Below are 25,143 nucleotides of genomic sequence, written 5' to 3'. Positions count from 1 at the left end.
CACGTTCATGCAGCAGGAGCTGGCAAGCCCGGCAGCGGCAGTCCGGCGACTGACGCCGGAACATGGGAGCGGCCCCGCCCCCCCGGTCGGGGGACGGGGCCGCGCTGCGCGCCGGTAGCCGGTCAGGCCTTCGGCACCGTCCACAGCTGTCCCTTGCCGGTGTTCGGCGTGTACAGCTGCACGATCGTGCTGTCCGCGGTCTTCCCGCCGGCCACGTCCAGCACCTTCCCGGAAGCCACGTGCACGATCTGGCCCTTGGCGTTGACGACCCACTTCTGGGCCGCCGAGCCGTTGCAGGTGTAGAGCTGGATCTTGTTGCGGTCCGCGCTCTTGTTGGAGTAGTCGTCCAGGCACTTGCCCAGGATGTTGATGGAGCCGTCGGCGTTGAAGATCGCCGACTGCGCCGCGGTGTTGTTGCACTTGTAGATCTGGACCTGGGTCCCGTCGGCCGACTTGCCGCCGCGGGCGTCGAGGCACTTGCCGCCGACGCCGACGACCGGTCCCTGCGCCGGCGGCTTCGCGCCGCCGTTCGCCGCCAGCGTGCGCAGGCCCTGCAGGTCGAACTGCTGGACGTAGCGGCCCGCCGCGCGGTCCTTGTACGCGGTCGACGGGCGGCACATCACCGGCAGTTCGCCGGCGTCCGTGCCCTTGGCGCAGTCGCCTTCCTTGGTCGAGTTGTTCGCGTGCGCCAGGCCCATCGTGTGGCCGAGTTCGTGGGCGATGTGGTTCTTGAAGAACGTCGCGCCGCCCCAGTCCGCGCGCGGTGCGCCGGTCGAGGTGAGGAACTCGGAGTCGATCCACGCCTCGCCGCTGACCGTCGTCTTGTTGCCGTTGTACCAGTAGAAGCCGCAGCTGAAGTTGGCCGCGCCGCTGCCGTCGGTGACGCCCTTGTAGCTGGTGGAAATACCCGTGCCGCCGGTCGGCTTGCACGGCCGGTTGTGCAGCATCACCAGCACGTCCCCGGCCGCACGCTGGTAGGCGGTGCCCACCGGGTGCGTGTCGACGGTGTAGCGGATGTTGGTGATCTGCGACATCTGCGCCGCGATCGACTTCACGTAGGGGCCGAGCCAGTCCGCGGCCCGCTGGTCGCGGAACTTGAACGTGTAGCCCGTGGTCAGCAGGTTGGTCGCCGCGTTCGACTTCCAGCCGAGGCCCGACGGCGGGGCCGCCGCGGTGACCGCCGCGCTGAACGCCGCGGGGCCGCCCTCGGCGATCGCGTTGGCGTCGTCGCCTTCCACCGGCCCGGTCAGGCCCGTGCCGTCCGCCGCGTCCGCGGCGGGGCCCGGCGTCGGGTCCGCCGTGGCCGCGGCCGTCACGGAGCTTCCGGAACCGGACGACGACGCGTCCGCCAGCTGGATTCCGGAGTACACGGCTATTGCGCCGATGGCGGCGATCACGACCGCACGGCGTGAACGATTGGCTCGCACTGAAGAGGATTCCCCTCGGAAACGGATGCGGGGCGCAAACGGCCCCGCCGGACGGCAGCGTACGAGCCGCACCACCGCCCCCGGCTATCCCGCCGACGCGCGGACGACTGGCGGAAACCGGACACCCGGTACGCCGGGCCGCAAGGCGGCCGCCCGGGCGGAGCGGAATCACGGTGGCCGGTTTCCGGCTGCCCTGCGGCGCGCGGAGGCCGCGCGGCGGGGCGATCCCGCGTAGTTCAATGGACCGCATGTCCGACTCCGCGCCATTGGCGACCGCAGAAGGTCCCGACACCGCACCCCGCCCCGCCGCAGCGGAACCCGCCGCCCCCGTCTGGGAACGGCGGTTCCGGGCGCCCCGCGTGTCCCTGCCCGACTGGGCCGAACACGCCCCCGACCGCTCGGTGTTCCTGTCGAACGCCTCGGGCACGTACGAGATCTACGCGTGGGACCGGTTCACCGGCGCACAACGGCAGGTCACCGATCGCCCCAACGGCACCACGACCGCGTGCGTCGACCCGACCGGCACGTGGATCTGGTGGTTCGCGGACACCGACGGCGACGGATTCTGTAGGTAGTGGGGAACGGCTGTCCAATCGTCGACCGCGTCGGACCGGTCGGTCTCGGCTGTACGGACAGCCCGGCTGAGTCCTGGATCTGTGATCGTTTACCCGACAACGCAAATATTGGCGACACCGCATAGACGGCGTAGCCAGCCCCTCGTACCGTCATGGCTGGTTGGTCCAACTGGGGCCGCAGACGAGGGGGTTCGGCATGGCGCGCGAGGAACTGACCCGGCTTACCGGCAACGGAAACGGTCAGTGCAGCCAGAACGATTGCCCGAACGTTTACCGCGACGAGACCGACGGCGGGATTGTTGTTCAGGGTGACCAGTGCACAGCCTTCCAGCCTCCGGCCGGTGAGGCGCTGGTGAAGATTCCCGAGCATGTTCTGAGGGAGGCCGTCCGTGCTCTTGGATGGTGACGCATGGCAATCCAGGTTTCGGAATTTCCAGAGCGAGGCATGGCGGCTTGAGACCTTGCCTGCCTACGTCATGCCGCAGGAAGCGGAGGATCTCCGCGCCTTCCGAGCCGGAGCAGTCGTCGATCCTCATGCCTACTCGAATGACTACACCGAGGATCTCAAGCGGGTGCGTCGTGAGGGGAAGGTCAAGGGGCGCGTGCATATCGTGACGCGTCCACTCTCGGAATACCTGCGCTTCGAGTTCATGTACTACCTCCCCCATGCATGGGCGGGTGAGGATATCCGAATCATGGATGTAACCGGCCGACCGAATCCGCTGGCGGGCGTCCAAGATTTCTGGATGTTCGACAGGAAAGAAGTCGTCCTGATGAACTACAGGACCGACGGAACGCAGATCAATCGAGAGGTGTTCGAGGGGGACGTGAGTCCGTTCATCGAATACCAGCGCATTGCCTTGGCTGAGGCAGTTCCGTTCGAGGAGTACGTGAAGGGCCTTGACTCTTGAACCCGAGGAGCTAGGCCATTCCAAGGCTGACCTAGCGGAGACAATCAAGAAGCTGCGCAAGCGGGCCGGGCGAACTCAGACCTGGCTCGCTCTGCGCTGCAATATGTCTCAGACGAAGGTGAGCAACATCGAGGGGGCGAAGCTCACGCCTAGCCTTGTCGACGTTGAACTGATCATGAGGGCACTTGACGCGCCAACCGATGTGGTCGCACAGGTAGTGGCGCTAGCCCGGAGAGCTAACACTGAGTGGCAAGACATTTGGTCTCAACGCCGTACGGGCCTTGAGAAGAAACAGAACGAGCTAGCAGGGTTCGAGAAGTCCTCGACAGAGTTCCGCTACTTCCTGCTTTCCATGGTCACCGGCCTATTGGCAACGCACGAGTATGTGAGGGCTAGTCTGGCTGGAATCCCGGGCGACCAGAGCAAGGCCATTGCGAAGAAGCTGGAGCGGCAGGCGGTCCTATACGACACGGCCAAGCGGTTCACTTTCATTCTCACCGAGCAGGCGGTGAGATGGCCGTACACTGCGGATCCAGCTATGGCTATGCAGATTGACCGGCTGATCTCGATCAGCCGCCTGCCGAACGTGCGCATTGGCGTCATACCCTTGGATGGCTACATGCCTTGCGCCCCGTTGAATACGTTCACCGTGTACGACAACCGGATAGCGACGGTGGAAACGTCGACCGGCGCCATGGTGTTTCGAGACTACCGAGACGTGTCGGCGTATCTTGCCGAGTTCGCCACCTATGAGGGTTACTCGCTGTTCGGGGATGAGGCCCGAGAGAAGATGACTGAGTGGGCTACCCGGTTCCGTACGTGATATTTACCCGACAACGCCAATAATCCTGGGATCAGTTCGTGCGCCAGTGGACTATCGGTGCATGCGGAGAACGAGCGATGAGGACGGGGGGACGCTGCCACCCCGGTACGTTCTGGAGCGTGCGCCGAAAGCTGATCCGGCTGTCTTCCTGCGGCAGATGCGGCAACCGATATCCACGTACCAACGGCCTCGCGTTGTGCTCGTTGCATGGGGCAGTAATCCCGCGAATGCGGCGGCTGCCATGGTCCGGGCGGAGCGGCACGCTGAGGAGTTCGGGTACGGCGTGCTGGAGAGGTTCGCCAGCTACACGGCACAGATGCGGGACGCGATCCTGTTCGGCCCGACGGCGACCGGCTATGAGCGGCGGGAGGTCGAGTACGGGGCGGCATGGTGGCTGGTTCGGCACTCGGCCGTGAGGCCGACAGATCTTGAGTACGCGCGCCATGCACAGCGGCGCATGGGTGCGGTCGACGACGAGCGCGCGGACGCCTTCCGAGCGGAGTACGGCTACCCGGCGGAGTCCGTCACGCTCGGCCGTGAGCGGCCGTCAGAGCGCCTGTACCCGTTCCTTGCCCGGCCCCGGGTGATCGACCGCAGGACAGGGCCTGTGGCGCTGCCTGAGCGGTTCCGTGCCGGGGCTCTTGGTTCCCTCCCGCGTCGCGGTCGACAGCTCGACGCGGGAGGTTGAGCGGAAGGGGGAGGCAGCCAGCGGGAAGGCCATCGCTCCGGCCCCGGCGGTGGCGTGCTGCCTCCCCTTCCGTGCTCAGGCTGGGACGGAGACGAACGAGGGGGAGACCCCCGGCCGCACCCGTAGCGGCCCCTCTCCGCCCCTCAAATGCAGAGACCCCCGCGGTATATGGCGGGGGTCCTGTGCGGCTGTCTGACGAGCTGTCAGGCGGTCTCTCCGATGTGGCGGTACAGGGTGGCGCGGGAGACACCGAGCGCCTTGGCAATGGCCGTGACGCTCTCGCCCTTGGCATGCCGGGCGCGGGCTATGGCCAGCTTGTCCGCGTCGACCACGGTCGGGCGTCCCCCGTGGTTGCCCTTGCGGGCCGCAGCTTCGAGACCTTCCAACGTCTTCTCTCGGATGCCTTCCCGCTCGACCTCGGCACTCACGGCCAGCACTGCGAACACGATGGCGCCTGCCCCGTTCGGGTCGTACACGCCTTGCAGGGGGCCGGAGAGAAGTTCGAGTTGGATGCCGTCCGCTTGCAGCGCGGACGACAGGGACATCAGCTCTGCCGCACTGCGGGCAAGGCGCTTCATCTCCACCACAGTGAGGATGACCGGCTGATGGGGAGCGGCTGCCTTGATGTCCCGGGCAAGGGCAAGCGCCTTGTCCAGCTCCGGCCGTTCCTTCACACGGGTACTGATCTTCTCGGAGAACACGCGGGTACAGGAGGCGGAAGCCAGCATGTCTAGCTGGCTCTGGAGTTCCTGCCCGACGGTCGAGCATCGGGCGTACCCGATCCGGATTGCTGCGCCGGGCGCAGGCTCGATCGCTTCCGGCACGGGTGCGCCTGCCGACCACGGCTTGCCCGGGTTGCGGTCGGCCGGAGTCTTCACGGTCAGCTCAGCCTTGAGCGCAGGCACGAGAGCGAACCGGCCCGTGTGGTAGCTGGCTGCCACCTTGCCCGTGCCGGTACGGCAGGGGCTGCCTGCGGGTGCGTCGCACTTGGGGCAGGCGTGCCGCTCGACCTGCGTTGCCGGGGTGGTGTTCGTCGTCATGGCAGGACCGTCTCATAAACGTGTCTCGAAAGCCAGGGGTTCGGGTGGAGTTGTGAGACGAGTTGTGAGACGGCCGGGGTGGATCGAATCGGACATGCGCCGGGCGTCTCACGGCAGTCCCATATTCGATGGATTTTGAGACGCGGGAATCCGATCACTCTCCGCCATGGTCGAGGAGTGACGGGCTGTCAGGTTGTGTGCCATGCCCGCGCCTTGATCCCCCGTCAGGCCACGGCAAGGGCTGTGCGCCTGCCTGTCGGGCTGTCGCTGTGATCAAGGGCAAGGGGCAAGGCCGATGCCCTGTCGGGCGCTCACGGCACGCAGGCGTTCGAGCCTGCCAGCAGGCAAGCCGAGGTGGAGAGCGACGGCGAACGGCAGGGGCCAGGCAAGGGCAAGGCCGACGGCAGGCGACGGCGCAGAGCCAGGGGCAGGCACAAGCCACGGCCAGGGGGTGGGGGTATGACCCCCTGGGGGTGCGTTGCGGGATCGCTATGTCATAGCGGCCAAGATCGCGCCACGGTTTCAGGGTCGTTCTGTGATTTGTATCAACCCGGAGATCCGACGCCGGCGTGAGGTATAGCCGCAGGTCAGAGCGCATGAGGCTTGTCGTTGTACCAAGGCGAAGGAGCTTCGCTAAGTGGGGCCGCGACAGCGGCCCCATGCCCAAGGTTGCTAGCCCTTGATGCCTTGCTCTTGGGGGGCGCGGCAGCGCCCCACTTAGCTAGCCCCATGCCCTTGCCCTGTCGCCGTTGCCCTTCCCCTTGGGGGCGCTGCCGCGCCCCACTTCCCTAGCCACACGTCCTTGCCTGCTACCTGCCCTTGCCCTTCCCCTGTCGTCCCCTTCCGGGTCGTACTGCCCTTGTCGCTGGCCTCATCGCTTGCCCTAGCAGAGACAGATACAAGAGGGGGTCAACGTGTTCGCAGGTCAACGTGATTCGGGTACACGCGTCGCGTGTGCCGGGCGCATGTGTGGCGTGTAGGTTCCGGCTGTTCCTGCACGCGACGCGTGTACTCCCGTGGTTGGGCTACGCGGCGTCGAATGCGGCGGGTGCTTCGTCGTGCTCGACGCACCGGCCCGGACCCCGGCCGCCCTTCTGGAAGTGGTGACCACTGAGGACGAGGCATCGGGCGGTCGACCGGTCTTCGATGAGGCCCCGGTCCTTGGCGCGGGCAATGGCGTTCCGGACACTGCTCGCGGAGGGAATGACTCCGTCCCCGTCGACGAGGATGCGGGCAAGCTCCCTCATGCCGAACGGGGCGTGACCGATCTGGTTCGCCCGCGACAGTGCCGCGAAGTAGACGCGGTAGGTCAGATCGTGGCGGGGGTCCTTGGCCATGAGCTGGCAATGGGCCTGCGAGATACCGCCCCATTCGACACCAGGGCCGAAGCTGATGCTGTTGCGCACTGGGCACAGTCCTTCCGAGCACGGCGCAGCAAGGCGCCGAAGTGTCCCCGTCAAGCGGGGGTCATGTGCTCCGATCTGTCGGCCGTGCAAGGACTGGGAGAGGTGATCATACGGGACGCCGTGATGGCCCGTCAGACAGCCACATACGGCGCCTGGGACGCGAACAGCCCCCGATCCGGGGTGAGCCTAGGTCGGGGGCTGTTCGAGTCTTAGGCGCAACTACTCGGATTCATCCTTAACCGTGATGCCGACCATACCCACCGCATCCCTCGGCAGCGTCTCGATCATTTCTTCCCTGAGCTTCGCAAGCGTCGCAGGTATTTCGAGAGTTCCATAGCTATCGAGCGCCTCCGCCCGCCGCTCGGAGTCCTCCAGCAAGCCAGGATTCGTCCAGTGCTCCGGGACATTCCAACTCCAATGCGCCCAGTCGGCCGCACCCGCTTGTTCGACCCCGCCCGCAATGGCGAACTCCCGCAAATTTCCGAAGAACACGATAGCACCCCGCTTGACGCCAGGCTTGGGGTTCCGCCAGACCAGCACGCGAACGTCACGCTCACTGAGAAAGTTCCGCCGTTCCTGCGTGCTCATTGCCTCCCACTTGTCGGCCCACGTTCGGCCCGTTGGCTGAAAGCTAACGGTACGCGGACGCATCGGCCGCGCTTCCAGCTCGGCAATCTTCTTGGTCAGGTTCTCAAGGGTTCGCCAATAGGAATCCTCCTTGGCGGGCGTATCGTACTTCCCTTCCGCGTAGTCGGTCTCCAGCTTTCCAAGCCGCAAGCGCTTCTGCTCCAGCTCTACGGAGTGGTCTTCGCCCTCATCAACCATCTTGACCATCTCGGGAACCTGGCCAATTGAGGTGATCAGGCACTCCGTGAACAGCCCCTCCAGCTCGCTTTCATTGATGCTCGCCTTAGCCTCACAGGCGATCGATTGATTCTTGGACGTGCACTGATAGTCGCGATAGGTGCGGGATTCACCGTTCTTCAGCGTCTTGGTCGTGTGGTGGCAGACCATGCGGCTGCCACAAGTCCCGCAGCGGGCGATACCTGTGAGCAGGCAGGCGGTTTCCCGGCGCCGAATCTGCTTGGGCTTGGACCGTGAAGCCAAGGCATGGTTAGCCGCTTCCCATTCCCCGAGCTTGAGAATGGGGCGATCGGCAATGACGCTCGGCTCGCCTTCCTCCGTCTCCCATATCTCCCCGTTGTGGGTCTGAAACCCCACACATATCGGGTTCTGAATTACCCGCGCCACTGTGGCGGGCTTCCACAGGTAGCCCTTAACTTGCTGCCCCTTGATCTGACGCAGATGATCAGACCAAGTGAGGATGCCCGCCTTGTTGTAGTGGTCGGCTATTTCGTAAGTGGACTCACCGTTACGCACACGCTTGCAGATGTCGCGCAGGATTTCGGCGTACTCCAGATCGGGAGTGAGCATCCTGTGTTCGTCGCCAGCGTCGACAGAAAGATACCCGAAGGGCAACGGACCGCCAGTGAATCGCCCCAGTTCCCGGAGTGCCCGCATGCCGCCGAGTACGTTATTGCGGATCTTCCGGTGTTCTTCCTCGGCCAGAACGGAAAGGACTTTCGCGACGGCGCTTCCCCCGGCAGCCTGCGTATTCAAGCTGCCGTCAACGGTCACAATGTGCTTCTTGTTCTCCTCGATCCAATCGAGGAGTTCAGAAAAGTATCGAACCTTGCGGGAGATTCGGTCGATGCGCGGGAATGCCAGGGCATCCCACTCATCCATTCGATCAGTGAGCCATGGGCGAAGCTGCTCCCGCTGGAATGGGTTCGTCGTTCCCGACGTATTGGTGTCCAGCGCCCATCCGACAATCAGGCGTCCCTGCCCCGGTGTGTCGGCCCAGTATTGAATGTCGCGCTTCTGCACAGTGATGGAGAGGGAGTTCTCATCTTCCGTGCGGGTGACCGACTGACGGCCACAACCGACCACGCGCAGTGTTCCTTGCATTCGTGTCGCTTTCGGCTTGATCAAATGAGAGCGAAAGCCCTGGGCGCCAGGGGCGTTCGGGCGGCCTTGGCCACACCTAACCACGGGGCTCCGCCATCAGGTTTGATAGGGGGATGCATGACGCAGACCTCACGCCGACATGGGAGCAGCGGTTCCGGGCACCGCGTGTCTCGCTCCCCGACTGGGCGGACCACGCCCCCGAGCGTTCCCTGTACCACTCGAACACCTCCGGCAAGTACGAGCTGTACGCATGGGACCGAAAGACGGGCGAGCAACGGCAGGTCACCGACCGGCCGAACGGCACGATGCTGGGGGCGGTCTCACCAGACGGCGAATGGATCTGGTGGTTCAAGGACGGCTACGGCTCCTCCGTTCCAGACTTGCCGTCCGATGGAGACGAGTTCGGCGTGTGGATGCGGCAGCGCTTCGAAGGCGGGCCCGACGAGGAAGCCGCCCCGGGACTCGCCCCGGCCTACCCGGTCGGCCTCACGATCGGCTCCGACGGCCTCGCCGTGGTCGGCCGCTCGACCGACGAAGACGGGTCCACCGTGCACGTCGTCCGCCCCGGCACCGACCCGGTCACCATCTACCGGCACCGCGAGTCGGCCGGCGTCTCCGCGCTGTCCGAGGACGACACGCTGCTCGTCATCGAGCACAGCGAGCACGGCGACACCATGCACCCCTCGCTGCGCGCCGTGCGCCTGGACGGCACGCTGGTCGCCGACCTGCACGACGGCGTGCCCGGCGAACCCCCGGCCTCCGGCCTGGAGGCGACCGGATTCGCGCCGATCCTCGGCGACTCCCGCGTCCTGGTCCGGCACCAGCGCCGCGGCCGCTGGGAGCCGCTGATCTGGAACCCGCTCACCGGCGAGGAGCAGGACATCGACCTCGGCCTGCCCGGCGAGGTCGCCGTCGACTGGTACCCGGACGCGAGCGCGATCCTCGTCGAGCACGAGCACCACGCCCGCTCCGAGCTGTACCGGTACGAACTCGCCACCGGCACCCTGGAGCGCCTGGAGACCCCGCCCGGCACCGTGCTCGGTGCGGGCGCCCGCCCCGACGGCACCGTCGAATACCTGTGGTCGAGCGGGGAACGCCCCAGCGAACTGCGCTCCACCGGCGGCGGCACCGTGCTCGTGCCGCCCGGCGAACGCGCTCCCGGATCGGTGCCCGTCGAGGACGCGTGGGTGGAAGGGCCCGGCGGCGCGATCCACGCGCTGGTGTCCCGGCCGGCCGGCGTAGGCCCGTTCCCGACGGTCTTCGAAGTGCACGGCGGCCCCGCCGCGCACGACGGCGACCACTTCGCCCCCGGCGTCGCCGTGTGGGTCGACCACGGCTTCGCCGTCGTCCGGGTCAACTACCGCGGCTCGACCGGCTACGGCAAGGCATGGTCCGACGCGCTGCGGCAGAACGTCGGCCTGACCGAGCTGGAGGACATCGCCGCGGTCCGCGCCTGGGCGGTCGAGTCCGGGCTCGCCGACCCCGGACGGCTCGTGCTGTCCGGCGGCTCGTGGGGCGGCTACCTGACGCTCCTCGGCCTCGGCGTGCAGGCCGGCGACTGGGCGCTCGGCCTCGCCGCGGTGCCGGTCGCCGACTACGTCGCCGCCTACGAGGACGAGATGGAAGGCCTCAAGGCGATGGACCGCACGCTGATCGGCGGCTCACCCGACGAGGTCCCGGAGCGCTATGCCAAGGCGTCCCCGATCACCTACGTCGACAACGTCGCCGTGCCGGTCTTCATCAGCGCCGGCGTCAACGACCCGCGCTGCCCGATCCGGCAGATCGAGAACTACGTCGCGCGCCTGGCCGACCTGGGCGTCGTGCACGAGGTCTACCGGTACGACGCGGGCCACGGCTCGGCCGTCGTCGAGGAGCGGATCCGCCAGGTCCGCAAGGAACTCGACTTCGTGGCCCGCCACCTGCCGCGCCGCTGAACACGCGAGGGCGGGTGCGGCCACCGGCCGCACCCGCCCTCGTCGTCGCTTCCGCTACGCCTTCGCGGGCGCGCCCTCCGGCTCCAAACCCAACTCGCGCAGCATTGCGGCCTCTTCCGCTTCCTGGCGCTCCTCGATCTCCCGGCGCACCACCCGCCACCACAGGAACACCGACGCGCCCGCGAACACAAACCATTGCGCGGTGTACCCGAGGTTCTGCCACGCCCGCCCGGAAATCCCGTTGCTCTTCTGCTCCTTCGCGGGCGGGACCGGCTGCAGCGCGGCATCGCCGGCCGGGTCCTGCGCGGTGAGCGCGACGTAGCCGTCGTAGATCGGGTACGGCAGCACGTTGACCAGCTCGGGCGTGCTGATAAGCGAGACCTGCCCGGCGGGCAGGCCTGCGATCCGGTCGATGCCGGAGCCGTGCTCGGTCTCGGACAGCTCCAGGCGGCCGGTCAGCCGCACCTCGCCCGCGGGCGGCGCGGGCGCCTGGGTGCCTTCCAGCCAGCCCCGCACGACGGGGACGGCCGGGCCGCCGGACGCGGGCTGGAACGGGGTGAGGACATAGCTGCCCTTGCGCCCGTCCAGCGTGCGGTCGACCACGACGAGCTGGTGCGCGGCGTCGAACCGGCCGGACACCTCGACGGTGCCGCCGCGGTCGTCCGGCGTCACCACCGTGCCGTTGCGCAGCCGCTCGGCCAGCGCGACGGGCGGTTCGGCGGCGGCCTGCGCCGCGGACGGCCCGCTGCTCTTGTGCTCGTTGTAGCGGTGGAACTGCCACAGGCCGAGCGCCGCGCACACCGGGACGGCGACCAGTACCAGGACGTGGAACGCCAGCCATCGGGGCTGCAGCAGGAAGCGGTGTCGCACCCCACCACGGTAACCGTCAGCCCGCGGCGCGCGGGAACGCCCCCACCGGATAGACCTCGGTCCGGTACACCACCCCGCCGCACGCCGGGGTCAGCGGCACCTCGGCCATCTTCACCCCGCCGTCCGCCAGCATGTACGCGAGCGACGGAATCGGCGGCGGCGGCCCGGCCTGGCCGTCGCCCGGCGTGCAGCTGCCGTTGGCGCCGGTGCCGCGCGTCGGCAGCCACGCGAACTGGAACTCGTACGCCGCGCCCGCCCTGACCGTCAGCGGCGCGGTCGGCGCGGTCACCGAAGGCAGCCGGGCCGCCAGGTCGCCCGCTTCGTGGAACTTCACCTGCACCTGCACCGGCGGATTGCCCGGCGCAGCGGCGACCAGCACAATCCCCGCCCCGGAGACCGAGCAGTCGCGCCGGGACACGTTCCGCACCTCGAGCACGCCGTACGCGATGCCGTCCGAACCGGGCGCCGCCAGCGTCGTGCCGGAGCCCTGCTCGAGGTCCTTCACCTCGCACGCCTGGACCCCGGTCGGCAGCGTCGAGGTCACGGTGGCGGTCGGGGACGCGGTGGCGGTCGCCGTGGCCGTCGGCAGGACCGGCGCGACGACGACCGTCGTCGTCGCGGTGGCCTGCGGGCCCCCGGACGTGCGCGGTTTGGCGCCGTTGCCGTTCGACCCGGCCACTCCCGACGAGCCGTCGGTGCCGCGGCTCCCCTGGTCGTCGTCGTTCTCGCCCTGGTCGTTCTGGCCGCCGCCCGCGGACGACTGAGAGGACGTTTTTGCGCTCTTCTGGGACGTCTGGTCGGTGAGCACCGCGGTGCGCACCACCGGCGTCGCGATGGCCAGCACCGCCACCGTGGCCAGCGCGGTCGCCCCCGCGGCCCGCCGGCGGCGGCGCCGGGCGGGCACCGCGACACGCAGCCGTTCGAGCGCGCCCGGGGCGGGCTGGATGTCGGCCACCGCGTCGTGCAGACGGCGGCGCACCTCCTCGGACAGGCCGTCCGGCAATTCGCCGGACGAGCCGCCCGGCCGGCCCGGGCCCTCGTTCATCGCGGTCACGACGTCTCCATCCGGGCCCGCAGTGCCTCGAGCCCTCGCGAGCCGTACGCCTTCACCGAACCCACCGACAGTCCAAGCAGGTCAGCCACCTGAACCTCCGTCAGATCCGCGTAGTAGCGCAGCACGATCACTTCCCGCTGCCGCCTGGGCAGGTCCCTCAGCACCCGCACAAGGGCGTCGCGTTCGAGCACGCTGTGCGCGCCCTCCTCCGCCGCCGGCTCGTCGGCAGTCGGCCGGGGCATCAGGCGCAGCGCCATGAGCCTCCGCCGCAGAGTAGACCGCGAAAGGTTCACGACAGTCTGCCGCAGGTACGCCAGCGTCTTGTCGGGTTCCCGGAGCCGGTGCCGGGCCACGTGCACCCGGACGAACGCCTCCTGCACGACGTCCTCGCACGAATGCGGGTCGTCCAGGAGCAGCGCGGCCAGCCGCAGCAGCGTCGGATAGTGCCTGCGGTACGTCTCGGTGAGCAGGTCGACGGAAACGCCCTCGTCTGAGGCCACCGCCGCTCCCGCCGCCGATCCGAACGCCACCCCCGCCGCCGCGTCCGGTGCCGACACCCACGTGAGGGAATCACCGCCCGCCGACACCTCGGCAGGCGGGTGCGGCGGGCGGACGACGCCCCGCTCGACCCGTGGTTCCACCCCCACCAACTCCGCCACGAACGTTAGACAGCCGATGTCCCCGGAAGGTTGTACGGAAGTGCCGGGAAGTCCGTACCGGCCTCCCCCCGATCCGCGCCCCACACGCTACTGCTTGACGCGCCGTCAGGAGAGGGGTTCGCCGGGTCCGGTCCCCCCGGCATGCCGACGGCCGGCGCCCCTCCCGTGCGGAGGGACGCCGGCCGTCGGGCATGCCGGGGGGACCGGGGCTGCGGTCAGCCCTCCTGGCCGGTCAGTTCCGCCGCGATCAGCTCCGCGATCTGCGCGGTGTTGAGCGCCGCGCCCTTCCGCAGGTTGTCGCCGCACATGAACATGTCCAGCGTGTTCGGGAAGTCCAGCGCCTGGCGCACCCGGCCGACCCAGGTCGGGTCGGTGCCGACCACGTCGGCCGGCGTCGGGAACTCGCCGTTCTCCGGGTCGTCGCACAGCACGACACCCGGGGCTTCGGCGAGGATCTCGTGGGCGCGCGCGACCGTGACGTCCCGCTCGAACACCGCGTGCACGGCGAGCGAGTGCGTCGTGACCACCGGGACGCGCACACAGGTCGCGGACACCTTGAGGTCCGGCAGCCCGAGGATCTTGCGCGACTCGTTGCGGACCTTCAGCTCCTCGGACGACCAGCCGCCGTCCTTGAGCGAGCCCGCCCACGGCACCACGTTGAGCGCGAGCGGCGCCGGGAACGGCCCGAAGTCGCCCACCGCGCGCCGCACGTCGCCCGGCTGGGTGCCCAGCGTCGCCGACCCGGCGACCTTCGCCAGCTGCTCGCGCAGCGTGTCGATGCCCGGCTGACCGGCGCCGGACGCCGCCTGGTACGACGACACGACCAGCTCGCTCAGGCCGAGTTCGGCGTGCAGCGCGCCCAGCGCGACGACCATGCTCAGCGTCGTGCAGTTCGGGTTCGAGATGATGCCGCGCGGGCGGATACGCGCCGCGGCCGGGTTCACCTCGGGGACGACCAGCGGGACCTCGGGGTCCATCCGGAACGCGCCGGAGTTGTCGACCGCGACGGCGCCCTTGGCGGCGGCGATCGGCGCCCACTGCGCGGAGACCTCGTCCGGCACGTCGAACATCGCGACGTCGACGCCCTCGAAGCACTCCTCGGAGAGCGCGACGACCTCGACCTCTTCGCCGCGCACGACGAGCTTCTTGCCGGCCGAACGCGGCGACGCGATCAGCCGGATCTCGCCCCACACGTCCTGCCGGGTCGACAGCAGCTCGAGCATGACCGAGCCGACCGCACCGGTCGCGCCGACCAGGGCGAGGGTGGGCTTGCGGGTGGTGCTCATCGGCCGGTACCTCCGTAGACGACGGCCTCTTCGGTTTCGGCGTCGAGACCGAAGGCGGTGTGGACGGCCTGGATGGCGGTGGGCACCTGGTCCGCGCGGCACACCACCGAGATGCGGATCTCCGACGTGGAGATCAGCTCGATGTTGACGCCCGCGTTCGACAGCGCCTCGAAGAACTCCGCGGTGACCCCGGGGTGCGACCGCATACCGGCGCCGACCAGCGAGATCTTGCCGATCTGGTCGTCGTAGCGGAGCGACTCGAAGCCGATCTCGTCCTGGATCTTGGTGAGCGACTCGATGGCCTTGTGGCCGTCGGTCATCGGGAGCGTGAAGGAGATGTCCGTGCGCCCGGTGGACGCGGCCGACACATTCTGCACGACCATGTCGATGTTGATCTCGGCATCCGCGATCGTGCGGAAGATCTTCGCGGCCTCGCCCGGCTTGTCCGGGACCCCGACCACGGTGACCTTGGCCTCGCTGGTGTCGTGGGCGACACCGGAGATGATCGCCTGCTCCACGTCGTCCCCTTCGGACTGGCTTCGTACCCACGTGCCCTGGTGTCCGGAGAAGGACGACCGCACGTGGACCGGCATGTTGTAGCGGCGCGCGTATTCGACGCAGCGCAGGTGCAGCACCTTCGAACCGCTCGCGGCCAGCTCCAGCATCTCCTGGTAGCTGATCGCGTTGATCTTGCGGGCCTTCTTGACCACCCGGGGGTCGGCGGTGAACACGCCGTCGACGTCCGTGTAGATCTCGCAGACCTCGGCGTCGAGCGCGGCGGCCAGCGCGACCGCCGTGGTGTCCGAGCCGCCGCGGCCCAGCGTCGTGATGTCCTTGGTGTCCTGCGAGACGCCCTGGAAGCCGGCCACGATCGCGACCGCGTCCTCGTCGAGCGCCGAGCGGATCCGGCCGGGCGTCACGTCGATGATGCGTGCTTTGTTGTGCACAGAGTCGGTGATCACACCGGCCTGGCTGCCCGTGAACGACCGTGCCTCGACACCGAGGTTTTTGATCGCCATCGCCAGCAGCGCCATCGAGATCCGCTCACCGGAAGTGAGCAGCATGTCCAGCTCGCGGCCGGCAGGAATGGGGCTCACCTGCTGGGCGAGGTCGATCAGCTCGTCCGTCGTGTCACCCATCGCGGACACCACCACGACCACCTCGTGGCCCATCTTCTTGGTGTCGACGATCCGCTTGGCGACGCGCTTGATGCCGTCGGCATCGGCCACGGAGGAGCCTCCGTACTTCTGCACGACAAGGCCCACGTGCGCTCCTCGGTTCGTGTTGGCTGCAGTCGGGACAGTCTAACGAGGCCACCGCAACCGCCACGATCTATTCACATAGTGAGACGTTCATATCACTTTTTGAACACTGTCCCGCGAAAGCGACGAAATGTGGCGCGGCGGCCGGGCCGGGCGCGAAAACCTGCGGCCGCTCCGTTCGGCACGGAACCGGCCGCGGCCGCTCGCGTCCGGCGTCAGCCCTTCTGCGGCGGCCCGCCCAGCACCACCGCGTCGTCCAGCTGCTCGGCCAGCTGGTCCGCCAGTTCGTTGCCCAACGCGTCGTCCACCGCCGCCTCGACACCGTCGCCCACCGCCGCGTCCAGCCGCGCGTGCGCGACGACCGCCTGCAGCGCGCGCAGCACGGCGCTGGCCGTGGCACCCCAGTTCGCCAGGTAGGAGAACTGCCACCACCAGAGCGCCTCGGTGGTGCGGCCGGCGCGGTGGTGCGCCAGACCGTGCATGAGGTCGGTGACGACGTCCGCCATGTCGTCGGAGATCCGGAACGCCACCGGCTTCGGGCGCGGGACGTACGGGTCGAACACCTCGTAGTAGACGTCGATGGGTTCGAGCAGCTCCGAAAGGTCGCCACGCAGCGCATCCACGTCGGGGTCCGGGCCGGAATCCGGCTCGAACCGCTCGTCGGGCACCACATCGGCGATCGCGCCGAGGCGGCCGCCCGCGAGCATCAGCTGAGACACCTCGAGCAGCAGCATCGACACGGCCGCCCCGGGCTCCTCGCCCTTGGCCACCTCCGTGACGGCCACCACGAAGCTCTCGATCTGGTCGGCGATTTCCGCGGTGAAGTCGGTCAGGTCGTCAGACATCGAGCAGTCGTCTCCCCTCAAAGGCACGCCCGAGGGTCACCTCGTCGGCGTACTCCAGGTCGCCCCCCACCGGCAGCCCGCTGGCCAGCCGGGTCACTTTGAGACCCATCGGCTTGCAGAGGCGGGCAAGGTACGTCGCGGTCGCCTCTCCTTCCAGATTCGGGTCGGTCGCGAGGATGAGTTCGGTCACGGTCCCGTCCGCCAGCCGCGTCATGAGTTCGCGGATGCGCAGGTCGTCCGGACCCACCCCCTCGATCGGGCTGATCGCCCCGCCGAGCACGTGGTAACGGCCGCGGAACTCGCGGGTCTTCTCCACCGCGACCACGTCCTTGGACTCCTCGACCACGCAGATCACCGCGGGATCGCGGCGCGGGTCGAGGCAGATCCGGCACTGCTCGGCCTCGGCGACGTTGCCGCAGACCGTGCAGAACCGCACCTTGTCCTTGACCTCCACCAGCGCGTTCACCAGGCGGCGCACGTCGGCGGGGTCGGCGGCGAGCAGGTGGAAGGCGATCCGCTGCGCGCTCTTCGGACCGACGCCGGGCAGCCTGCCCAACTCGTCGATGAGGTCCTGAACGGCGCCTTCGTACACCTTGGGTCGCTCCTCGGGTCGATGTCTGTCGTCTTCTTTTGTATTACGGGAGGTGTAGTGGCCGCATCAAGGCTCGGGCGAGTCGCGGCCCCGGCCTCCGGTTTCCGCCTCGGGCTTCCGCCGTCGGCTGCGCACCGTCGCGACCCGGGTGCGGGCGGTGGCCGCGGTGTCGAGGTGTCGCTCCACCGCCGCCGCACGCACCGGAGCCACTACATGCCCGGCAGTCCCAAGCCGCCGCCGAGACCGCCGCCGCCCAGGCCCTGGGCCAGCGGGCCCATCGCCCGGGACGCCAGCTCGGTCGCCGCGCGGTTCGCGTCGCGCACCGCGGCGACGATCAGGTCGCCGAGCGTCTCCGTGTCCTCAGGATCCACCGCGTCGGGCGAGATCTCCAGAGCCAGCAGCTCACCGGCGCCGCTCACCGTCGCGGTGACGAGCCCGCCACCCGCGGTGCCCTTCACCTGCGTCCGCGCGAGTTCCTCCTGCGCGGCCATCAGGTCCTGCTGCATCTTCTGCGCCTGCTGCAGCAACTGCTGCATGTCAGGCTGGCCACCACCGGGAAACACCAGGGGCACCCTTCGTCGCGGTCTGGGCAGCCCGGAAAGAAGAGGGCTGCGCGTACGGCTCGAGCCTACGGCGTCGAGCCGACCCCAGGTGCCCGCAGGCGCACCGCGTCGGGGCGCGGAGGGGCGCACCGGGGAGCACGCGCGGGAAGCGGGCGCGCCGGGGGTGGGGAGCGTGGGGCGGCGGGGTGGGAGGCGTGGGCTGCGCGGGAGCACGCGGGGAGGCGGGCGTGCAGGGGGTGGGGCGCCGGGCGGCGGCGCGTGAGCACGCGGTGGCGCGGGCGCGGGAGGCGAGCGAGCACGGAAGCCCGGGAGCACGCTGTGGCGGGCGGTGTCGGGTCTGCGGCGGCGGAGGCCGGAGGGCAGGTGCGACCGGTGCCGCGGCAAGGCGGGTGCGACGGGTGCCGGACACAGCGGGTTGCGCAGATGCTGGGGCGCGGCGGGGCTCGCCGGGCACGCGGGCCATGGGAGTGGGGTGCGGTGGCGCCCACGCAGCGGATCCGGCGGGCAAAGAGTGCGGGCTGACCCGGCTGTCGGCTGTCGGCTGTCGGCTGTCGGCTGTCGGCTGTCGGCTGTCGGCTGTCGGCTGTCGGCTCGACCGACGACGCGTCCGGCGCCCGGTTCCGCGGCGGCCCTCGCGTGTGCGGGATTGGTCGCGGCGTGAGGGACTTCGACGAGGGCGGACCAGACGTCGCGTCCTGGAGGCGCGGCCCGGACCCTGCGCCGCTGCGGGCGGGGCCGGGCCAGGGGTGTCCTCGCCGAGGGCGGCTGCGTAAAGCCCGCCGAGTTTGCCGCCGACGTGCGTGCGCCCGCAGCTGCCCCTCCCCGCCCGCCGCATGGCGCGTCGTCCCAGGCCGGTCCGGCGTCGCCTGTTCCGGGTGGCAGCGGCCAAGCCCTGCGTCAGGTGTGCGGTCGGCCGCGGCATTCCTGCGGTGCCGGCTGAGGCGCCCGCCCCCGGGTCTCCGGGTGCGGAGCGGTCCCGCCGTGCCTCACATGTTGCGGGTTTCCTCGATCACCGTGGCGCCGAGTTCGCGGACGAGGAGTTCGTGGCTGGTGAAGGCGTCGTCCGCGATGTCCTCGTCGTCGTACGCGGCGATGTCGTCTTCCGGGGCGACCGGCGGCGGCGCGTACTCCGGCGGGACGTAGTCGTCCGGCGGCGGGGCCTGGGGCTCCGGTTCCGGGGGCGGCGGGGCCGACTGCGGGGGCGGCGTGTCCTGCGGGCCGCGGGACGTGGCCGGCCAGCCGCCGGCGGACGGGGCGGGGGCCGCGGGCTGCGGCGGGGCGGGGGGCTGCGCGGGGGCGGCGGCGAATCCGCGGCCGCCGCCGCCCGAGTTGCCGCCGTACGGGGCCGGGCCGCCGCCGCCCGAGCCGGGGTCGACGATGGCCTCGATGCGCCAGTCCAGGGCGAACGCGTCGATGATCGCCTGGCGCAGCACCTCGTCGTGTCCGCTGTTGACGAACCCGTCCCGGGTGCCCGCGTTCTCGAAGGCGACCTGGAGCGTCTTGCCGTCGAACCCGGCCACGGACGCCCGCTGCAGCAGCATCCACGTCACGCGCTTGCGGCCCTTGACCGCGTCGATGATCTGCGGCCACATGCCGCGGACCCGGTTGACGTCGCCGCCCCCGGCCGCGGGACGGTCCCCGCCCTGCGGTGCGGAGCCCTGCGGTGCGGGCGCGCTCGGCGCCTGGGCCGCCGGGGCGGACTGTGGTGCGGCCGCCTGCGGCGGAGCCGCCTGATGGGGCGCGCGCGAGGACGACGGCCAAGCGCCGGGGGCGCGACCGGACGGCTGCGGGGCCGGGGCGGCGGCGGGCGGCGGGGCTGCCTGGCGGGGGGCCGGGGCCGGGGCCGCCGGTTCCGGAGCCGGGGGGCGCGGGGCGGGGCGGGACACCGGCGGGGCGTCGTCGAAGTCCGCGGCGGACGGAGCCGGCGGGGCGAACCCCGCCGCTCCGGACGCCGGAACGCCGAGTTCGACCCGCCGCTCCAGCCGGTCGAGCCGCGCGCCGAAGGCCTGGTCGCCCGCGTCCGCACCCGGCAACAGGACGCGCGCGCAGATGAGTTCGAGCTGGAGTCGGGGCGACGTGGCGCCGCGCATCTCGGTCAGGCCGGTGTTGACGATGTCCGCGGCGCGGGTGAGTTCCGCCTGGCCGAAGGCGCGGGCCTGCCCGACCATGCGCTCGAGCTGGTCGCCGGGGACGTCGATGAGCCCCTTGTCCGCGGCGTCCGGGACGGCGGCGAGGATGACCAGGTCGCGGAGGCGTACCAGCAGGTCGGCGACGAACCGGCGCGGGTCGTAGCCGCCCTCGATGACCCGGTCGACGACCTGGAAGGCGGCGGCGCCGTCCCGGCCGCCGAACGCGTCGGTGATCTCGTCCATCAGCGCGCGGTCGGTGTAGCCGAGAAGCGACGTGGCCATGGCGTACGTCACGCCCTGCTCGTCGGCGCCGGCCAGCAGCTGGTCCATCACCGACATCGAGTCGCGGACCGATCCCGCGCCGGCCTGCACGACCAGCGGGAACACGGCCGTCTCGACCTGGACGTCCTCTTCCGCGCACACCTTTTCCAGGTAGTCGCGCAGCACGCCGGGCGGCACCAGGCGGAAGGGGTAGTGGTGGGTGCGCGAGCGGATCGTCCCGATGACTTTCTCGGGCTCGGTCGTCGCAAAAATGAACTTCAGGTGCTCCGGCGGCTCCTCGACCACCTTGAGCAGCGCGTTGAAGCCCGCCGACGTGACCATGTGGGCCTCGTCGATGATGTAGATCTTGAACCGCGAGCTGACCGGCGCGAAGAACGCCTTCTCCCGCAGGTCGCGCGCATCGTCCACACCACCGTGCGACGCGGCGTCGATCTCGATGACGTCGATGCTGCCGGGCCCGCCGCGCGCCAGATCCTGGCACGACTGGCACTCGCCGCACGGCGTCGGCGTCGGCCCCTGCTCGCAGTTGAGGCACCGCGCCAGAATGCGCGCGCTCGTGGTCTTGCCGCACCCGCGCGGCCCGCTGAACAAATACGCGTGGTTCACGCGGTTGTTGCGGAGGGCCTGCTGGAGCGGATCGGTCACGTGCTCCTGCCCGATGACCTCGGCATAGGTCTCGGGGCGGTAGCGACGGTAGAGCGCAAGCGACACGACGTCGACGATAGCCGGGCGCGGAGACATCCGGAGCCATGCCGCGTTCGGCGCAACCCGAACCGGCCCGGACCGACCGGGCGGGCGTCGGCCGCTGTGGACGATCCCGCGGCCATTCCCGCGAACAATCCTCCGGGCACGCAAAGACCCCCCGCGCACCCGACAGAGCCCGCCTACCCTTGCTGCCTTCCGGCCCTGGGGGGGTTTAGCAGGATGCCGCCACACGGGGGGTCCGGAGGCCACACTACCCGACGCGAGGACCGGCTCGCTGCCACCCGGCGCGGGCGCGGTACGACGGGTCCCGGACGGGGGTGCCGTACCGCGGCGGCGGGGCCCGCGACGGACGGGTCCGCAGTGTGGGGGCGGAACGAAGGCGGGCGGACGGGCGGTGCCGCCGGATGCCATCCCGGGTGACGGCGGTGACGGCGGTGACGGCGACGGCCGAGCGGACCGGGTCGAAGCGGCGGCCCACCACCCCCGAGCCGCCCGGCCGCAACGCACCCCCGCACGCCGGCGGAGGCCCCTCCCGGACCCCCACCCGGATACTCGTGCGCAACCACCCCGCAGCCTCCGGTAAGCTATCCGGCGGAGGATTCGCCTAGTGGCCTAGGGCGCACGCTTGGAAAGCGTGTTGGGGGCAACCCCTCACGAGTTCGAATCTCGTATCCTCCGCCAGCCTGGACAAGGCGAAACGTCGGCCCCGACCGCTGCTGCGGTCGGGGCCGACGTCGTCTTGGCCTGCAGGCATGTCGCTGGCCTGCGACGCACCCACCTCAGGGCGGATTCAAAACCTCAGCCCGCCTGGTACGCCGGTCGGGGCTGACGTCGACTCCGTCTCAGTCCACCCGGCGGGCGGCCCTTCGGGGCCCATCGCCGCCCTGCCCAGCTGAGCTGCCACGCTCGTCCATTCTGCGCGCCGGATAGCTGGCAGTGCAGCGTGAGTCAACCAGCGTACTTGGCTTCGAGCATGGCGTCGGCGGCCTCGCGAGTTGCGCGAGCCGCACTGTGCCACTCCTCGGCCTGGTCCGACAGGGGCGCCAACATCCTGGCTGCCTCCCGCAGCTCAGTGGCGCTGTCTTCAAGATGGCCCAACCTGTCCGCTGCGTAGACCAACATCTGCGCGATGTCCTCGTCCGGAAAGTGGTGGCGCCGCACGTCGGTGACCTGTTTGGTCACGGTTCTGAGCAATGCGGCGAGTTCCGGTGCGGTGCGCGCGAATTCGTCCAAGGCCGGGCCCAACTGATCGCGAAGTTGGCGGTTGGCCTCGACGATCATCTGCACGAGCTTCTCCTCGGTCATGCCCATGAGCCCTGCGAGTGCCTCGTGGCCGGCGGCTTCGCGGTCACGTTTCCATCGCTCAAGAAGCGAGACCTGATAGTTCTCCCGCCTCGGACCGTCGACCGTCTTGTGATGCGGTGTACACAACAGGATCAGGTTCGCGAACGCATTGCGCTCTTCGATCGACAGCTCCGCTGTGTAGCGGGGGCCGCCTTGTTTGAGCGCACGGATGTGGGCGATCTCCACGTTGAGTACCGGATGGCCCTCAACGATGCGGAGAATCGGGGTTCCGCACCCGGGCCAGTAGCATCCGCCGCCAGACAGCGACATCAACCCGGCGACAGTTCCCGGCGAGTACGCACGGGTCTCCCTAGCCAATCTCTGTCCCTCCAAGCTTCGATTCGGCGCTCGCGCACCTCGTGCCGGCGCCTGGGGTTCCTGACGGCTATTGCACGACCGCGAGTTCGGTGATGTGTCGGCCCGCGGTGGCCCACAAGCGCAGAGCTTCGCGGTCGACCAAGCGGATGCGCCTGGGCGTCGCCCAAGCACGGGCATCGGCTGTGAAACCGCCGTTAGTCACCACCACCATTTCGTGGGCGCGGTGCGCCTCGCGGGTGCCGTTGACCTCATAGAGGACGCGCACGCCCACGCGGGCGCCGGTACGGGTGTGCTTGCACTGCACCATCCAGCGACGGCCCGTGGCCGGGTCGTCGGCCAACACGTCAGCGGCCTGGTCGTTGCGGCCGCCGACGCGGCGGGCGGTGAAGCCATCGCGCGCGAACAGATCCCGTACCGCGTCCTCGAACGCGGCAGGGCTCAGCGTGTCGAACTGCTCAGGTGTCACGCGCAGTGCGGCCACCCGACGGGCCCGCAAGGCACGGCGCTTCCGCTCCTGTGCCCACCACACCCACACTCCGCCTCCGGCGGCTGCGGCAACCGCCAGCACAACCGGCCAGAACTGCACGGCAGCCCGGACAACAGCCCCGACCGCCGCCACAACTCCCGCACCGATCAACACCGGCACCATCGGGTCGGATCCGCCCCGCGACCGTCGTCTCCTCGCCACGCCGCTACGCCGTTACAGCCTGGTGCAGCACCAGAGAGCCGTACGCGGCGGCACCCAGGGCGACGGCGTACAGGTCCGTCTTGGTCAGCAGTTGGGCGCGATGGTGTCGGCACCGCGCCGCAACCCCTCGACGCGTGTTCATACACAAGGCCCCTTGGCGTGTTCGTCCCCCGCACCGCGACACCATGGCCGCCGCGGCAACCGCGAGCCCGGCGGCAATCGCCAGCAACACCAGACATCCCCTCCTGGGCACCGGATCGGTGGAGCCAACGGCAACCACCGATTCGTTTGTACCTGGCGGAGCCGACAAAGGAAGCCAGAACTCATAAGACGGACAAGCCTGTTCCACTTAGGAGAACACGCGCACCCGGCGCACAGAGTGATGTTCGCGGTAGATCGTGATCGACATGGATGTGTCGGACCGATGTCCTACACAGGAAGGCAGCGCACGCATCCACGCGGCAGTTCAGGGGGACACCATGGCCGGACCGGTCAACGTCAGGGGATTCACACGTGCGGACGGCACGTGGGTCCGTCCACACACGCGAGCCCTGCCGACCCGCAGGGTTGGGGCTGGCATCAGCGGCGGACTGGCGGTCGCAGCACTTGCCGTGATCGTGGTATTCACCGGTGGCGGCGCCAGCCCCTCGCCCACAGCCCCGAACAACCGGGCTGACACCGCTACACCGTCCGCAGCGGGTGCATCCGCGAAGACTGCCCCGGCCACCGCGCACAACCCCGCGGGGCTGCCGGTCCGAACCGATCCAGGACCCGACGGACCGATCCTCGGCACCATCCCGAACGGCGCCACAGTCCAGGTCCACTGCTACGCCCGAGGCCCCATGGCAACCGGTTGGGGCAACGCCAGCCCCTACTGGAACAAGGTCTCCTACGCTGGCATCGAAGGCTTCGCCGCCGACGTCGACCTCGACACCCGACGACAGGTCTACCTCGTCGTCCCGGGCTGCTGACGCCCATCCCGGTGGCCAAGGTCCGGCGGCTGGCGTACATCGCCCCATCAAGGGACTGGTGACTGTCGAAAGCCCCCTCGACCGACGGACAGACGCCTCGATCGGCTTACCAGGCGCGAGGATCGCCTCGGCGCACAACACCAAACGGAGGATCAAGCATGGAACCGCGCAGCGCGGCTGCCCTGGGCGCCGAATTCCCGTACGCGCAGCGGACGCTGTGCTACATCGAGATCGCGGGCGATGGAGCGGTCACCCACGGCACGGACGCCGGAACCTACGAGCGGGCGCGGAGCGGACAGTCACGATTGTTCGCGGTATGGCCGGGCGAGTGGGCGAGCCACCTGTTCGTCATCGACGACCCCGACGAGTACGCCCGGGCACACGGTCTCCTCCACGATCAAGAGCGAACCGGGCTCACCGACCACAGACATTCCGTCCGATGGGAACTGGATCCCTCCGAGAAGAAGCCCATGGGCAGCTACATCACCATTCGTGGGCACCTCGACTGTGGCTGCACCATCCGCGACCTCGGCGCCTTCGCCAAGCAGATGCGGGACCAGAGCGGATGGGACATCGCCACGGCCGGCGGCTGGGGCGGAAGCACGTCGTCGGGGATCTACATGCGCGCCCGACGTAAGAGCCTGACTCCATAGCGACGTCCTCGATGTCCGGTGCTAACCGATCTCATTTCATGGTCGCTCACGGACACAGCGGTCTCATCGAACGCGAAGCCGCAACGGCTGCATGCTGACCGCAGCAACGACGACGCCCCTCGTAGCGAAGCAAGTTCAGAAGCCCTTTGG

The 25,143-nt window shown here is 69.4% G+C and carries 23 protein-coding genes, 1 tRNA gene, 1 other RNA gene and 1 pseudogene; 9 read left to right on the top strand and 17 right to left on the bottom strand.

Features of this window, described 5'->3' with window-relative positions; genetic code table 11:
• Positions 1-122: 122 nt before the first annotated feature.
• The gene (locus ABEA93_RS38485) at positions 123-1,397 is read right to left on the bottom strand and encodes a ricin-type beta-trefoil lectin domain protein (protein ID WP_345680628.1); all 1,275 of its coding nucleotides are present in this window, start codon (positions 1,395-1,397) and stop codon (positions 123-125) included.
• A 269-nt stretch (positions 1,398-1,666) separates the two neighbouring features.
• On the opposite strand from ABEA93_RS38485, the pseudogene ABEA93_RS38480 reads away from it, so the two are divergent.
• From ABEA93_RS38480 to ABEA93_RS38460, 5 genes and pseudogenes are all read left to right on the top strand, one after another.
• Positions 1,667-1,993, top strand: a pseudogene (locus ABEA93_RS38480) (S9 family peptidase); the annotation flags it as partial.
• Positions 1,994-2,198: 205 nt separating this feature from the next.
• Positions 2,199-2,408 (top strand): hypothetical protein, encoded by a 210-nt coding sequence (locus ABEA93_RS38475; RefSeq protein WP_345680627.1) that lies wholly within the window; start codon positions 2,199-2,201, stop codon positions 2,406-2,408.
• The gene (locus tag ABEA93_RS38470; protein WP_345680626.1) at positions 2,392-2,913 is read left to right on the top strand and encodes a DUF6879 family protein; all 522 of its coding nucleotides are present in this window, start codon (positions 2,392-2,394) and stop codon (positions 2,911-2,913) included. Before ABEA93_RS38475 ends, ABEA93_RS38470 begins: the two co-directional genes overlap by 17 nt.
• Positions 2,903-3,736, top strand: coding sequence for a Scr1 family TA system antitoxin-like transcriptional regulator (locus tag ABEA93_RS38465; RefSeq protein WP_345680625.1), 834 nt, complete (start codon positions 2,903-2,905; stop codon positions 3,734-3,736). Before ABEA93_RS38470 ends, ABEA93_RS38465 begins: the two co-directional genes overlap by 11 nt.
• 241 nt (positions 3,737-3,977) lie before the next feature.
• A complete protein-coding gene (locus ABEA93_RS38460; protein WP_345680624.1) occupies positions 3,978-4,424 on the top strand; it encodes a hypothetical protein in 447 nt (148 codons plus the stop codon).
• Between the two features lie 203 nt (positions 4,425-4,627).
• On the opposite strand, the gene ABEA93_RS38455 is transcribed toward ABEA93_RS38460, so the two are convergent.
• From ABEA93_RS38455 to ABEA93_RS38445, 3 genes are all read right to left on the bottom strand, one after another.
• Positions 4,628-5,464: a recombinase family protein gene (locus ABEA93_RS38455; protein WP_345680623.1), complete on the bottom strand. Its 837-nt coding sequence runs from the start codon at positions 5,462-5,464 to the stop codon at positions 4,628-4,630.
• 1,025 nt (positions 5,465-6,489) lie between these two features.
• Positions 6,490-6,870, bottom strand: a complete 381-nt coding sequence (locus tag ABEA93_RS38450) for a hypothetical protein (protein ID WP_345680622.1) — start codon at positions 6,868-6,870, stop codon at positions 6,490-6,492.
• A gap of 219 nt (positions 6,871-7,089) precedes the next feature.
• Positions 7,090-8,838 carry a recombinase family protein gene (locus ABEA93_RS38445; RefSeq protein WP_345680621.1) on the bottom strand — a complete coding sequence of 583 codons (1,749 nt, stop codon included), beginning with the start codon at positions 8,836-8,838 and terminating at the stop codon, positions 7,090-7,092.
• A 113-nt stretch (positions 8,839-8,951) separates the two neighbouring features.
• Between ABEA93_RS38445 and ABEA93_RS38440 the strand changes: the two genes are divergently transcribed.
• Positions 8,952-10,772 carry a S9 family peptidase gene (locus ABEA93_RS38440; RefSeq protein ID WP_345680620.1) on the top strand — a complete coding sequence of 607 codons (1,821 nt, stop codon included), beginning with the start codon at positions 8,952-8,954 and terminating at the stop codon, positions 10,770-10,772.
• Positions 10,773-10,826: 54 nt separating this feature from the next.
• Here the strand turns inward: ABEA93_RS38440 and ABEA93_RS38435 are convergent, their stop codons facing one another.
• From ABEA93_RS38435 to ffs, 10 genes are all read right to left on the bottom strand, one after another.
• Entirely contained in the window at positions 10,827-11,642 is an 816-nt protein-coding gene (locus ABEA93_RS38435; protein WP_345680619.1) for an SURF1 family protein, read from the bottom strand.
• Positions 11,643-11,658: 16 nt separating this feature from the next.
• A complete protein-coding gene (locus ABEA93_RS38430) occupies positions 11,659-12,696 on the bottom strand; it encodes a hypothetical protein (RefSeq protein WP_345680618.1) in 1,038 nt (345 codons plus the stop codon).
• A complete protein-coding gene (locus ABEA93_RS38425; RefSeq protein WP_345680643.1) occupies positions 12,693-13,226 on the bottom strand; it encodes a SigE family RNA polymerase sigma factor in 534 nt (177 codons plus the stop codon). The genes ABEA93_RS38430 and ABEA93_RS38425 overlap by 4 nt, the downstream gene beginning before the upstream one ends.
• A 344-nt stretch (positions 13,227-13,570) precedes the next feature.
• A complete protein-coding gene (locus tag ABEA93_RS38420) occupies positions 13,571-14,641 on the bottom strand; it encodes an aspartate-semialdehyde dehydrogenase (RefSeq protein ID WP_345680617.1) in 1,071 nt (356 codons plus the stop codon).
• Positions 14,638-15,906, bottom strand: coding sequence for an aspartate kinase (locus ABEA93_RS38415; protein WP_345680616.1), 1,269 nt, complete (start codon positions 15,904-15,906; stop codon positions 14,638-14,640). Before ABEA93_RS38415 ends, ABEA93_RS38420 begins: the two co-directional genes overlap by 4 nt.
• A gap of 212 nt (positions 15,907-16,118) precedes the next feature.
• Positions 16,119-16,748 carry a DUF5063 domain-containing protein gene (locus ABEA93_RS38410; protein WP_345680614.1) on the bottom strand — a complete coding sequence of 210 codons (630 nt, stop codon included), beginning with the start codon at positions 16,746-16,748 and terminating at the stop codon, positions 16,119-16,121.
• A complete protein-coding gene (gene recR / locus ABEA93_RS38405; RefSeq protein ID WP_345680613.1) occupies positions 16,741-17,340 on the bottom strand; it encodes a recombination mediator RecR in 600 nt (199 codons plus the stop codon). Before recR ends, ABEA93_RS38410 begins: the two co-directional genes overlap by 8 nt.
• 209 nt (positions 17,341-17,549) lie before the next feature.
• Positions 17,550-17,903, bottom strand: a complete 354-nt coding sequence (locus ABEA93_RS38400) for a YbaB/EbfC family nucleoid-associated protein (protein ID WP_345680612.1) — start codon at positions 17,901-17,903, stop codon at positions 17,550-17,552.
• 986 nt (positions 17,904-18,889) lie between these two features.
• Positions 18,890-21,055 (bottom strand): DNA polymerase III subunit gamma and tau, encoded by a 2,166-nt coding sequence (locus ABEA93_RS38395; protein ID WP_345680610.1) that lies wholly within the window; start codon positions 21,053-21,055, stop codon positions 18,890-18,892.
• Between the two features lie 109 nt (positions 21,056-21,164).
• An RNA gene (gene ffs / locus ABEA93_RS38390) (signal recognition particle sRNA small type) lies at positions 21,165-21,261 on the bottom strand.
• A 351-nt stretch (positions 21,262-21,612) separates the two neighbouring features.
• Between ffs and ABEA93_RS38385 the strand changes: the two genes are divergently transcribed.
• Positions 21,613-21,700, top strand: a tRNA-Ser gene (locus ABEA93_RS38385).
• A gap of 267 nt (positions 21,701-21,967) precedes the next feature.
• Here ABEA93_RS38385 and ABEA93_RS38380 read toward each other — a convergent pair.
• The 3 genes from ABEA93_RS38380 to ABEA93_RS38370 form a co-directional block, all read right to left on the bottom strand.
• On the bottom strand, positions 21,968-22,549 hold the full coding sequence (locus tag ABEA93_RS38380) for an HNH endonuclease signature motif containing protein (RefSeq protein ID WP_345680609.1): 582 nt from the start codon (positions 22,547-22,549) through the stop codon (positions 21,968-21,970).
• A 199-nt stretch (positions 22,550-22,748) separates the two neighbouring features.
• Positions 22,749-23,330 (bottom strand): restriction endonuclease, encoded by a 582-nt coding sequence (locus ABEA93_RS38375; RefSeq protein ID WP_345680608.1) that lies wholly within the window; start codon positions 23,328-23,330, stop codon positions 22,749-22,751.
• A gap of 43 nt (positions 23,331-23,373) precedes the next feature.
• Positions 23,374-23,511 (bottom strand): hypothetical protein, encoded by a 138-nt coding sequence (locus ABEA93_RS38370; protein WP_345680607.1) that lies wholly within the window; start codon positions 23,509-23,511, stop codon positions 23,374-23,376.
• A 265-nt stretch (positions 23,512-23,776) separates the two neighbouring features.
• On the opposite strand from ABEA93_RS38370, the gene ABEA93_RS38365 reads away from it, so the two are divergent.
• Positions 23,777-24,340, top strand: coding sequence for an SH3 domain-containing protein (locus tag ABEA93_RS38365; protein WP_345680606.1), 564 nt, complete (start codon positions 23,777-23,779; stop codon positions 24,338-24,340).
• Positions 24,341-24,498: 158 nt separating this feature from the next.
• The gene (locus tag ABEA93_RS38360; protein ID WP_345680605.1) at positions 24,499-24,993 is read left to right on the top strand and encodes a hypothetical protein; all 495 of its coding nucleotides are present in this window, start codon (positions 24,499-24,501) and stop codon (positions 24,991-24,993) included.
• Positions 24,994-25,143: the final 150 nt, after the last annotated feature.

This window comes from Yinghuangia aomiensis (assembly GCF_039542225.1).
Taxonomy (GTDB): domain Bacteria; phylum Actinomycetota; class Actinomycetes; order Streptomycetales; family Streptomycetaceae; genus Yinghuangia; species Yinghuangia aomiensis.
The sequence above is the reverse complement of the archived record's forward strand: the minus strand, read 5'-3'. Positions and strand labels throughout refer to the sequence as shown.